Source organism: Gluconobacter sp. (assembly GCF_047723935.1).
Taxonomy (GTDB): Bacteria; Pseudomonadota; Alphaproteobacteria; order Acetobacterales; family Acetobacteraceae; genus Gluconobacter.
Map to the genome: position 1 here is coordinate 1 of NZ_JBDOBO010000073.1, position 10,696 is coordinate 10,696.

Here is a 10,696-nt window from a genome sequence, read left to right on the forward strand (position 1 = left end):
TCAGACAAGATCAAAAAGTGAAAAAACCACGTGTAAGACACTGTTTTTTCACTGAATTTGTGTCCAAAATTGCGCAACTTTTCCGCTTTTGTTCTCATCCCGTGACCGTTTCGGATGCACCGCTGCCCATGCGGGTCGAGACGGTTGAGAGGTATTGTCCCACTGTCCAGCCGCTCATGTTGTTGGCAGCCAGCGAGGAACGCGACACGAGACTGCTCAGAGGTGTGCTGCTGGTCGCTGCCGCGATCTTTGAACCGGCCGACGGTCCGAACATATAGGCGGCGTAGACCTGCGCCGAGGTTGCGGGTGTTCCGGTGGATTTGGAAACAGCGCTGGCATAGGAACTGATGATGGCACTGGCGACTTTCGCCTGCGCCGTCGGATCATTCCGGTCAGCACTACTCAGCCCAAGCTTGGATGCGTAGTCATTCCATGTGCCATTGGTGATCTGCCAGACCCCCGTGGCCGATGAAGAGCTGTTGCCGGTATTCTGGAAATGACTTTCGATCTGAGCGTAAGCTGCGAGCGTATCGGGATTGATCCCGGCAGCTTTGGCTGCAGCAACAGCATCGGCGCCATAGGATTGCGACAGCAGTTTGGACATCGCATCACTGCTGCCCCACGCACCCGAGTAACGCGCCGCGCTCCCCGATGCGCCTGACCCTGATGAGGAAGACGTCTGCGCACCTGGAAAGACGAAGGTCGGCGCACCAGCCTCCTCGATGCTCGGCACGATCTGGGTGGCCACCTGCGCAATACTCGGCCGCGCGACGATACATACAGCCAGCATGCCTAGCCCGCTCCAGCGGGCCAGAGAGAGGGGGCGCGTCATGCGCCAGGATATGAGAAGAGAATCATGCCGTCAGATGGTCTCATCCCAGCCACGATGCATTGTGTGCCCGCAGAGGCTGTCGTGGATGTCCAGGGCTGTAGATCCTCGGTCGGTATCCATGCGGCCTTCCCATACGCGCGCAGGATGCGGGTCCAACCGCCTGAAGTCGTCGTGGTAACCGCAAGCTGGGGTGGGGCGACACCAACCTGTTTCGTGCTGCTCCCAGGTCCGGCATAGACCGGTTCAAACGCCATACGGGGCGACATGCACGTCACGTGCCCGCCAAGCGGCATCAGCTGTGCCTCAGGTGCGGCGTCGACAGGCGGTCCCCAGTCGCGCGGGCCGATGGCTTCCTGCCGTTCAGCAGCCAGTCGGTCGAGTTCGGCAGGCGACACATCCTGAGCGTAGGCTGGCCCTGCCAGCAGGCCACCTGCCAGCAGGGTGAGGGTAAGCGTGGATCTGAGCGACACGGGGCGGCTCCTTTGCCTTGTTGGTCTTCCCCCAGTATGTCGCAGACCGTTGTGACGCTCGGCGTTCGTCTTTTGTTCCAAAGAGCGTCACAACACTCTGGCGCATCATGGGGAGAGAAGGAGACCCCAATGCGACATTCCCGAAACGCTCTTCTGGCGGCTACAACCCTTGTGGCCCTTTCAACACTGGCGCAGGCGCAGCAATGCCCAACCCTGCCCCCTGTGGAAGTGACACCCCCGTTGCCTGTCCCATCAGGCACCCCTGACGCTGGCCCTGTCCTGCGCCCCACGCCGACCGTGCCTACGCCACGGCTCATCCCGGCCGAAGAAATTGCAGCAAGCCCTGCACTCCGACGCATCACCAGTACAGGTGCGAAAGTCTATGAGATCGGTAACCACGTCATGAATCATGGCCTTCAGGGTGTGTATGCCGTCAATGGCGACATCTTCCGGGTCTTCTACCTGACCCCGGATGGGCAGGCGCTGATTGGCGGTGTCCTGTGGGAGCAGGACGGGCACAACGTCACGCGTGATACCATTGCCCCGATCAAGGGAGCGATCCCTACCGTGACCATCACCGCGGGAAAAACGGCGGCCGGGCAGAACGGTACATCGGCCGATGGGAGAATATTATCTCCCGAGCAGGTCAAGCACGTCGCTCAGGCCAATATCGGTCTGGAAGGACGGGACGGGCTACCGCGCCTGACTATGGTGATCGACCCGCTCTGCCCCTGGTCAATCCGCGCACTCAATACGCTGGAACCTTTTGTCGCACGTGGCCAGATCCAGCTGGCTCTGCTGCCGATCGCGATCAATGATCACGAAAACGGCAATGCCAGCACCCCGGCCGCCACAGCGCTGTTGTCAGCAGTGCCATACGAGATGCGGGCGACATGGCAGAAGATCATCGATCTGCATCACGTCGCGGACGACATGCCCCGCACAGACGAGGCGGCTCTTCATCTGCAGCAGAATATGGCTGTCGCCAATGCCATCGGTGTTCCAGGGACACCGACATTCATCTGGCGCGACAAGGCTAGTGCCACGCATGTCACTGAGGGGTTGCCCGGGGATGTTGAACAGCTGATACGGGAACTGGGGCGGTGAGGCGGTCCACACGCCCCATTCTAAGAGTGGGGAAGTGGCTGATCTTTCCGCTTTACCTGCCATTCGTGAGGGGCGTGCGCACCTTTAACCTGTCGCGACAGTATCTGCGCGACCGGAAAGCCTTCATCGAAGCGTCAGCCATCGACACGGCTCTTGCTCCCGTTATGGACCCGGCGACAATCAGGGCGCTGGTGTCCACACGGCGCAACGGGCGGTTCTGCCTGGTCCTGTTTGTGGGCACTCTGTGCGTGTGGATCTGGTCGTATGTTCACCAGGGGACAAGGCTGGCCAGTGTCACCAGTCTGCAATTCGGGGTTATCCTGCTGGCACTACTGGCCGAGTTTATCAGACTCAGCTTCTCGAACTGGATGCTCCGAACCGGAGGCATCGGGCAGTTCGGAACGTTCATCGCACGGGGAAGCAATCTCTGGCCCCGTTAGGGAGCACTGCGTCGCGCTGGAGCCTCAGACTTGTCGCGCTCTGGCACGAGGCCGTGCTTCCAGCCAGTTTTCAACCTTCAGCCCCCTGATACGACAGAACTCACGGGTGTTATCCGTGACCAAAGTGAGGTTGAGGGTATAGGCGTGGGCAGCAATCAGTAGATCGTTCAGGCCGATTGGTTGCCCTGCCGCTTCCAGCTCGGCCCGGATGCCTCCATATTCGCCATCAGCAGGTACATCCAGCGCCAGGACCGGGATAATGCTCAGAACGCTCTCGACCCGTTCCAGCAGTCTCGCAGACCCTTTCTTTGCGCAGCCATAACGTAGTTCAGCTGCGACAATTACGCTGGTGAAGAGCGTCTTCGGGTTTTCTTTTGCAATGCGACACGAGGCAAGTCCGGCAGGATTACGAATCAGATCACTGATGATGTTCGTATCCAGAAGGTATCCGCTCAAAGGATATCCTCCGGACTGGCAGTCTGATCTTCGATAGCAGGGAACTGGTCATCCGGTCCCAGTGGTTCTTCGGATTTCCATAGAGCCAGAAGCCCGGCCATCGTTGTCGGTCGTTCGGTCGGCTCGATAATAAGCCGGTTGCCTTCACGCCGGATCAGTGCCCGGTCTCCTGGCAGCTCAAACTCAACAGGAATTCGCACCGCCTGACTGCGGTTGTTACGGAATAACCGGACTTCCCTTGGGCGGGATGTAGAAGGGGATGGCATTGTCATGGAGGAGTCTCCTTGTATATGCCATATTGTATATGTACCGGACCAAAGTTTCCAGAACAAATTGGAACGGCCCTATCTCCGGCCTGAACGCCGGGGCCTGCGGACCTGAAAGCCGAGTCAGGCAGAATATGTATCCGGCTCCGTAGCAATCGCAGAGAAGCTTCTGATTGGAACGGCATGTGCTGGAAATTTCGCGACAATCTGCAGCTCTCCGCCCATCGCTTCAATGTAGCTGCGGAGCGTGCTGATATACATGTCGGTACGCTTTTCCATTTTTGCAACAGATGCCTGATTTATCCCAAGGAGTGCTGCGATCTGCTTCTGCGACATCACTTGAGCTCGCCGCAGTTCTGCCAGATCCATGGCATCCGACATGGCGCGGGCCTTCAGGACGGCTCTTTCGCGGGCCTCTGGGGACAGTTTTTCCGCCAGAGACGCCAGTGACTTACGGTTTGCCATGTCGCTTCTCCTGTTCCAGTTCCTGTAGGTGCATGTCGTACAAGTCGTCCGCCACAGGCACCAGATTGACGTAAAAGCGGTCGTCACCAGTCTTGTCGCCGCCGATAAGCAATATCGCAGCGCGACGTGGATCAAAGGCATAAAAGATACGAAGTGGCTTTCCCCCGCTCTGAACCCTTAATTCACGCATGTGACTGTGCCGCGAACCCTTAATGCCAGATGACATAGGGTGTCTAAGGTTGGGGCCGCGTTGCTCCAGAAGAAGGCCGGACGCATAAACGTCCTCCTGCTCGCTGCTGGACAGTGAGTCAAACCAGAGTTCGAACTCGTTTGTATGTTCGACCAGCCACGCCATAAACTTCACCATATATGCCCTCTAGGGCATATTCAAGTGTGATTGCAGATGTGTTGCTCACTGCTGATAAGAGAACACCACCATGCCATCTGAGGGGCGGATGCCTGCGACAGTGCAGCGTGTGCCTGCGGTGGCGGTTGTCGAACGCCATGGCAGAACGTCCGCCGTCGGGATCCAGGCGTAACGGCCTTGCCCTCGGATGATCCGTGTCCACTCGCCCGATGTGGTGGTCGTTACGGCAATCTGGGACGGCGCAACCCCGATTTTTTTCGCATGTTTGCTCGGCCCGGCATAGAGCGTTTCGAACTCAGTCCGGGGCGACATACAGGTGGCGGGATCCTTCAGGGGTACGGGCGACGCCTCGGGAGCTGCTGCGACAGGCGCGCCCCAGTCGCGTGGGCCGATTTCGGCCTGCCGTTGGGCCGAAAGCCGATCCAGTTCGGCAGGCGACATCGTCTGGGCCTGTGCGGCCGACACGAGCAGGCCGGTGGAAAGCAGGACAACGGCCAGTTTGGGCATAATCGACACGGGAAAATCCCTCTAAGTGGTTGAACACGTCGATTAGCATACCGCTTGTCGGGAAAGAAGATTCCAGTATGCAGATCAGCCTACTCGTCCGGGGCACGATCCTGCAAAGTCTGGGCTGCACGGCGGTTCAGATGCTCTGCCAGCAGAGCGGCTAGCGTAGTTTGCAAGCGCGGCTGTCGCGCTGCGGACGTTTGGTCCGGTCGTTCAGCAGTTTTGGACACACCAGGATCCACGGTTTCAGCGCACATAAAAAAACTCCATACTGGTCAGGACAGGCGGTTGCCTCGTTTCCCGATCAGTATGGAGCTTTCAGTTGTGACGCGGTCAGAAGGTTCCGGCGCGTCCTGTTGCCTGTGAGACAGCCCATTTGGCGTGTTCATAATCCGGGCGGCCGGCCTGATCGACCGGGTCTGTCGGGCGGATGATCGTGCCATCGCGGGACGCGACAGAGAGTGGGCACGGCTACCAAGTTGTAGGTTTGAAAATCCTCTTACCTGACCCTGGCAAAATTACGGGATCAGGGAAATAGCGGCTAGGGCCAATGTAAGGCATAACATGTCTTACACTCGTTGCGACGTTTACGAGAGATGTCGCAGGGTTTGACGTAGGCGCCAGCAGGTGAACTGTCCGACCAAAATCAGTACATGCCATTTCGATAGCGGAGCACAGATCCGTGTCATTGGTCAGAACACCAGCTACATCAAAAAAACCTTTTGCTGCATCTCGAACTAAGTGAACCCCAAGATTAACATCTGACCCCTTCTCTTCCGTTTTCCAAACTTTTGCCACATCCAGAATGGTGCCAGAAGGCAAGTGGTGTCGGGGTAAAAAACGGGGCGGCTGCACAAGGCCAGACCATTTTTCGCTCACTTGATGACGGCCGTAAATGGTTTCAACAATCGGTGTTGACTTGAGAGCGTTAAGGTAAGCCTGCTGTTTTTTGGGAGCATCAGGCTTCACACGTCCAGAGGCTCTGGCTGTAAAATACTTTACGGCTACAATGCTGCAAGTTGCTGGCATAACTGCTTTTGCGAGCGCTTCAAGATTAAGCCAACGATGAGCCGTTTTTTTTAAGCAGAGATAATAGAGATTGAAGCCGTCAATATAAACAATTGCACGCATATGTTAGACCCTTAGATATGCAAAAGGCCATTCCCCCGAAAGGAAATGGCCTTTTGAGCCTACGGCACGCCGCAGGTGATTGAATGAAGCCAACATACTAGCGTCAAGCAGGAAGGTCAAGAAACTTTACGCGCAAATTAGAAGGTTCCGGCGCGACCTGTTGCCTGTGATACTGCCCATTTGGCGTGTTCATAATCCGGGCGGCCGGCCTGATCGACCGGGTCTGTCGGGCGGATTATCGTGCCATCGCGGGACGCGACAGAGGGCGACCAGCGCGCCGGCGATGAGCCGTAAGACGCATAAGGGTCGTATTGTGCCTGACGCACCGGCGGGGGCTTGAGCGGCCTGTCATTCGCCGAGCGTAGATTGCCGTGCGCACACCCGGAAAGCGCCAGCATGCACCCGAGTAGCGGAAGAGGCAGCCTCATCCCTGCTGCGCATTCAGTTCTGCCTCAAGGGCGGTGATGAGCGCAATAGCGTTAGCCGGCTGAGCTTTGACAGTGTTTACACAGTGGGCCAGCTTATTGAAATCTCTCACCAGCTTATTATACCTCTCGTTCAGTTCGTTCAGTTTCTTCCACCCTCGGTCTTTCTCAACCCGCAGGGCCTCCTGCGCCTGAGCGAGCTGCTGGCGCAGATCGGCTGAAACCTGCTCTTCTTTTAATAGGTAATCTAAGTTGTTTTTACCCCAAGCTTTCCAGTCAGCCACTTCTTTCTGGAGCTTGAAAGCCGTAACCTGCCAGTGGTTGGCGACCTGCACCTGCTGGGCCAGAGATGACACCGTGCGGTTCTGCTGCTCCAGATCGCTGGCAACCCGCCGGAGTGATCCGCGAATACCGCCTAACGCACCAGCTGTTACAAAATCACTGCACATGGGTCACGCCCTCAAACATCGGTCTGTGTAATGGGCCGCACCTGTGCAGCCGTTGTCGTATCCATTGCGGGAACAGTACCACCAGAACCACCACCGCCACCACTTTTTTTTGCCTCGTCTTTCAATCCTTCGAGATATTGTGTGCCAACCTGACGACCAGTATCTGCTCCCTGCTCGACCGGCCGGCTGGAGGATTTTTCGAATTCTTCCGCATCCACACGGCTGGCTGCACCAAATCCGACCATGGAGGCCATGTGATGGGGCAATGTGGTGATCAGGCGGAAGGACAATGTCGCAGTCGTCATCTCCATGGCGGAATACATGATGATCATGGCGATCAGGCCGACCCAGTTATCGGTGAGATAGCCATGATCCAGCGTAAAGGTCGAGGCGACCAGAAAGCTTTTCATCAGCAGCCAGGAAAACGCTGAGAATATTGTATAGCTGAACACCATACCGATCACCATCATCGCCGGCCGGAAGAGAATGGTGAAAAGAATCTCGTAACCCCGCACCCCTTTGCCGTGTATGCCGTCTCCTGCGAACGTCATATGGGCAAGGAACCAGAGAGGCGCATAAGCGACAGCCTCGACAACCAGCAAAAACCATCCCGTAACGCCGGCAATCCAGTACAGATAGGGCATCATCGGCAGGACATAGGCCAATGTGACCCCTGCCGAGAGCAGAAAAAGGCAGGCCGTAAAAATTACCGGGAGCAGGCGGGTAATCGTTCCGCTTAAAAAGGTCGCCGCAGCGGCGGTAGCCGTGGCGCCCCATTGTCCCGTGACGAAGGACGCAACGCCCGCACCAATATCGAGAGACATGCTGCCTGCGGCCACAGACAGCGCAATGGCGGTCAGGGCCAGATGGATGAGCAGATGCCCCATGCCGATCATGGCTCCAAGGGGATCAACCCAATCCGTGCCAGAGCTGCCCATCACCAGATGGTTCATGATGAGTTCAAGCGTGCCTGGTCCGAAGTTCAGGTAAGTCAGCACCTTTGTCCAGATCGCCGTGCTATCTGAAGAGACACGGGCATTGGCATACAGCCGGGGTGATGTGCTGTTGGGAGCTGGCTCGTCGGCAGTCTGAAGTGTCGCATCCATCTTGCCGAGATAACTGGATACGCTCTGAAGGAACGGCAGCAGGTCCTGCCCCAGATACGGGCCTGTGCCGGCCCATGATGGTGCTACGACAGCGGGGGTGATCGAGGACACTGAAATGACCTCTGCATTCAGGCGGGAAATTTCGAGATAATAAGCCCCAAGTCCCGTCCAGCCGAGGGAACGGAGTTCTGCGGTCGCAGAATTGTCACTGGCTGTTGACCCGGCTGCATTCCTGACTGCGGCAACTACGCTGGAGGCGATACCTGTCAACTGCCCGTTGAGGTAGTTCGTCTGCGCGACGAAGATCGTGTCGAGTGTCCCCAGTGTTGCAACGTCACGTGTTTCCCACAGTGAGGTTATGGTATTCTGTAAACCGGAGCGGATATTTGTCACCAGCGTTTTGAGGGACTGGATTTGCTGGCTGCTGACGCTACTGAAATCAATGCTCTGGTATTCGGTCGTGGTCGCGGTTTTAACGGGTGTGCTGATGGAGATCAGCCCACAAGTTGGGGTGGCCGTGCCATTGCCGCCCGTCATATTATAGGAGAGGGACAGGGTACCATTGCCATCGTCAATGATGGTGGGTTCAGGAACAAGAACGGGGTTGTTGGAGGCCTTGTTGATCAACGCCCGACAGATCTCGCTTTCCATGACACCGAGCACAACCTGGCGCGAGCCCGGGATCATGGGCGTTGCCAGAGGGAGTGCCCGCGGTCCCACCGAGTTCATCACCACTTTTTCCTCGATTGTGGCCATGCCTATAGAAGCCTTGGCGAAATTCACAATCAGGTTTTGACCGAGCGAAAATCCGTTGAGGACTGGCAGCATCATAATGACGCTGCCGACCGCACGCACTGGCACCCAGCCGCCAAAACTGGCGGAGAACACCTTCCCGGTTTCAGCCGTTTTCTGAATCTGCGCCAGGATGGAATACATGATCCAGAAGCACGCCATAATGGAGACAAAGGTGGTAAACCATTGCAGCAGGGTGCCGGTGGCCGTATCCGCGGTGCCGTCCATCGGGAACAGGCTATCGAGAACTCGCGAAGACCAGTCATCACCAGCAACAAGGTCTGCCCAGCTTACATTCTCGAACCCGTTCGTGGCGTGGGCTGGCCCCGCGTGAAGCAGAACCAACCCTCCAAGTAAGGCTGCCACCAGTGGCGGCGAAAGCCGCGCCATTTTGGACACACCGCGCATGGCTCAGGCTCCCATGGACGGGCTGTTATCGCGCCCCTGCTCACGTCCCTGGGTAAGGGCCAAAAAACGGGCCTTCACCTTCTCCATGATGCGTTCGAGTGCGCCCCCGATGTTCTTGATCAGACTCTCGCCGGGATTGCGACCGGGCACGTCCTCCATCTCCATGGCTTTCTGGCCGGCCCTCTCTTCGACATCGACAACGGACTGGGCGTTGGTCGCACCGCGTTCAGCGGCCTCACTCTGCAGAGAGCCAAGGTTGAGACGCATATTCTGCAGTGTGTGGCCCAGGTTACTGTAAGCCTTGCCTACCCGTTCATCGGACAGGCGAAGCTTCTCGAACTCCTGCCACAGGCCATGATGCTTGCCGCCCTCACCCATGCTGGCAATCAGCGCAGCAGGTTTAACGCCTTCCTGTCTGGCTGTTTCTTCCATTTTTTTAAAAAAGGGCGCAGCGGTCTGTTTGAGATCCTGATAGTTCGTGTCGGCTGTACGGATGTCACTGTCTACCGTTGCGATCAGACTATCGATCCGGCGCTGGTCAGATGCGACAGCCTGATTTGCTAACCACGATTTGGCAATATTGGCCACCTTGGACACAGCATGCCCTGCCAGACTACCCACAGGAGCCTGTGCCGGTTGGGCCTGTTTGGGCTGCGCTTGGGCCGTGGTCTGAGCCTGTTCTACAGATGTAGCTTTGGGCTCTAATTGCTCGCCTTGCGAATTTTGAGTTTGGCCATGAGTTTTGGCTTGTTCCTTTTGCCCGTTGGTCTGCTCCGCCTGCTTCTGCTGAGGCCCTTGCTGCTGCTCAGGGGGGGTATTTTGGGCTTCCTGTTGGTTGTTCATGTCTTCATTGCGGATATCGTTTTCCTGCTGCGCACTAATACCCGCTTGAGCTTTTTGCTCTCTGGAAGTCTGGCTGTCGTCTTGTGCGGTTTGCGCCTTCGGTTCTCCTCCCGACGCTTCTACTGCTTCGCCAGCACGGGAGACTGGATTACCGTTTTCGTCACCAAACGGAATATTCATGGAAGCATGGCCGTGTGAGGGATCATCCTGGTCCACGTCTGGCTCGCTGGCAGGTCGCACGGTCTCACCCACCTCCTGTCGCGGATCAACTGTCGCCTCATGAGAAGCCGCCTGCGTGGTGCTTTCGGCGACAACGCTCGCCGCAACCGCAGACACCGGCTCCGCAACACCGGGCTCGGGCTGAGCGACAGCCGGGCCAGCCTGTGCAACATTTTCTGACACAACTTCAGGGACTGCAACGGACGCTTCTGGCGCTACGACCGGCGTAGGCTGAGGAGCCGGAGCGGGTTGCGCAACAGGGACCGGCTGCGGTGCGGGCGCGACACCAGCCAGTGCGGCTCTGGCCTCAAGGGCGTTTACCCCGGCCGTAATCAGAAAAGAGGTCTGCTGTTCCGCCGGCAAAGAGCCCAGTTCTACGCTGGCATTACGAATATCCGCGACAAGCTGGCGGT

At 57.4% G+C, this 10,696-nt stretch carries 14 protein-coding genes and 1 pseudogene; 2 read left to right on the plus strand and 13 right to left on the minus strand.

Annotated features, from left to right (window positions below):
* Positions 1-94 precede the first annotated feature (94 nt).
* Positions 95-832: a transglycosylase SLT domain-containing protein gene (locus ABF979_RS14265; protein ID WP_415560499.1), complete on the minus strand. Its 738-nt coding sequence runs from the start codon at positions 830-832 to the stop codon at positions 95-97.
* Entirely contained in the window at positions 829-1,302 is a 474-nt protein-coding gene (locus ABF979_RS14270; protein ID WP_415560500.1) for an SH3 domain-containing protein, read from the minus strand. Before ABF979_RS14270 ends, ABF979_RS14265 begins: the two co-directional genes overlap by 4 nt.
* Positions 1,303-1,431: 129 nt before the next feature.
* Between ABF979_RS14270 and ABF979_RS14275 the strand changes: the two genes are divergently transcribed.
* Both ABF979_RS14275 and ABF979_RS14280 read left to right on the plus strand, forming a co-directional pair.
* Complete coding sequence (locus ABF979_RS14275; protein WP_415560501.1) at positions 1,432-2,409, plus strand: DsbC family protein; 978 nt, start codon at positions 1,432-1,434, stop codon at positions 2,407-2,409.
* A complete protein-coding gene (locus ABF979_RS14280; RefSeq protein WP_415560502.1) occupies positions 2,406-2,849 on the plus strand; it encodes a hypothetical protein in 444 nt (147 codons plus the stop codon). The genes ABF979_RS14275 and ABF979_RS14280 overlap by 4 nt, the downstream gene beginning before the upstream one ends.
* 24 nt (positions 2,850-2,873) lie before the next feature.
* On the opposite strand, the gene ABF979_RS14285 is transcribed toward ABF979_RS14280, so the two are convergent.
* From ABF979_RS14285 to ABF979_RS14335, 11 genes and pseudogenes are all read right to left on the minus strand, one after another.
* Positions 2,874-3,305: a type II toxin-antitoxin system VapC family toxin gene (locus ABF979_RS14285; RefSeq protein ID WP_059024942.1), complete on the minus strand. Its 432-nt coding sequence runs from the start codon at positions 3,303-3,305 to the stop codon at positions 2,874-2,876.
* Positions 3,302-3,571 carry an antitoxin gene (locus ABF979_RS14290; protein WP_157065415.1) on the minus strand — a complete coding sequence of 90 codons (270 nt, stop codon included), beginning with the start codon at positions 3,569-3,571 and terminating at the stop codon, positions 3,302-3,304. The genes ABF979_RS14285 and ABF979_RS14290 overlap by 4 nt, the downstream gene beginning before the upstream one ends.
* 123 nt (positions 3,572-3,694) lie before the next feature.
* Positions 3,695-4,036, minus strand: coding sequence for an XRE family transcriptional regulator (locus ABF979_RS14295; protein WP_059024944.1), 342 nt, complete (start codon positions 4,034-4,036; stop codon positions 3,695-3,697).
* Entirely contained in the window at positions 4,023-4,403 is a 381-nt protein-coding gene (locus ABF979_RS14300) for a type II toxin-antitoxin system RelE/ParE family toxin (RefSeq protein ID WP_415451017.1), read from the minus strand. The genes ABF979_RS14295 and ABF979_RS14300 overlap by 14 nt, the downstream gene beginning before the upstream one ends.
* 45 nt (positions 4,404-4,448) lie before the next feature.
* On the minus strand, positions 4,449-4,919 hold the full coding sequence (locus ABF979_RS14305; RefSeq protein ID WP_415560503.1) for an SH3 domain-containing protein: 471 nt from the start codon (positions 4,917-4,919) through the stop codon (positions 4,449-4,451).
* An 80-nt stretch (positions 4,920-4,999) separates the two neighbouring features.
* Entirely contained in the window at positions 5,000-5,167 is a 168-nt protein-coding gene (locus tag ABF979_RS14310) for a hypothetical protein (protein ID WP_279185354.1), read from the minus strand.
* Positions 5,168-5,381: 214 nt separating this feature from the next.
* Positions 5,382-6,041 (minus strand): NYN domain-containing protein, encoded by a 660-nt coding sequence (locus ABF979_RS14315; protein ID WP_165926267.1) that lies wholly within the window; start codon positions 6,039-6,041, stop codon positions 5,382-5,384.
* A 137-nt stretch (positions 6,042-6,178) separates the two neighbouring features.
* Positions 6,179-6,469 (minus strand): hypothetical protein, encoded by a 291-nt coding sequence (locus ABF979_RS14320; protein WP_279185355.1) that lies wholly within the window; start codon positions 6,467-6,469, stop codon positions 6,179-6,181.
* Positions 6,466-6,915 carry a hypothetical protein gene (locus ABF979_RS14325; protein WP_415560504.1) on the minus strand — a complete coding sequence of 150 codons (450 nt, stop codon included), beginning with the start codon at positions 6,913-6,915 and terminating at the stop codon, positions 6,466-6,468. The genes ABF979_RS14320 and ABF979_RS14325 overlap by 4 nt, the downstream gene beginning before the upstream one ends.
* A gap of 11 nt (positions 6,916-6,926) precedes the next feature.
* Positions 6,927-9,221, minus strand: coding sequence for a DotA/TraY family protein (locus tag ABF979_RS14330; protein WP_279185357.1), 2,295 nt, complete (start codon positions 9,219-9,221; stop codon positions 6,927-6,929).
* Between the two features lie 3 nt (positions 9,222-9,224).
* Positions 9,225-10,696 (minus strand): annotated as a pseudogene (locus tag ABF979_RS14335) (hypothetical protein); the annotation flags it as partial.

What these genes read in the sequence shown, in the direction of transcription:
- ABF979_RS14265 (WP_415560499.1), bottom strand. Translation starts at nt 832, where the DNA reads ATGACGCGCCCCCTCTCTCTGGCCCGCTGGAGCGGGCTAGGCATGCTG.
- ABF979_RS14275 (WP_415560501.1), top strand. Translation starts at nt 1,432, where the DNA reads ATGCGACATTCCCGAAACGCTCTTCTGGCGGCTACAACCCTTGTGGCC.
- ABF979_RS14290 (WP_157065415.1), bottom strand. Translation starts at nt 3,571, where the DNA reads ATGCCATCCCCTTCTACATCCCGCCCAAGGGAAGTCCGGTTATTCCGT.
- ABF979_RS14295 (WP_059024944.1), bottom strand. Translation starts at nt 4,036, where the DNA reads ATGGCAAACCGTAAGTCACTGGCGTCTCTGGCGGAAAAACTGTCCCCA.
- ABF979_RS14300 (WP_415451017.1), bottom strand. Translation starts at nt 4,403, where the DNA reads ATGGTGAAGTTTATGGCGTGGCTGGTCGAACATACAAACGAGTTCGAA.
- ABF979_RS14310 (WP_279185354.1), bottom strand. Translation starts at nt 5,167, where the DNA reads ATGTGCGCTGAAACCGTGGATCCTGGTGTGTCCAAAACTGCTGAACGA.
- ABF979_RS14315 (WP_165926267.1), bottom strand. Translation starts at nt 6,041, where the DNA reads ATGCGTGCAATTGTTTATATTGACGGCTTCAATCTCTATTATCTCTGC.
- ABF979_RS14320 (WP_279185355.1), bottom strand. Translation starts at nt 6,469, where the DNA reads ATGAGGCTGCCTCTTCCGCTACTCGGGTGCATGCTGGCGCTTTCCGGG.
- ABF979_RS14325 (WP_415560504.1), bottom strand. Translation starts at nt 6,915, where the DNA reads ATGTGCAGTGATTTTGTAACAGCTGGTGCGTTAGGCGGTATTCGCGGA.
- ABF979_RS14330 (WP_279185357.1), bottom strand. Translation starts at nt 9,221, where the DNA reads ATGCGCGGTGTGTCCAAAATGGCGCGGCTTTCGCCGCCACTGGTGGCA.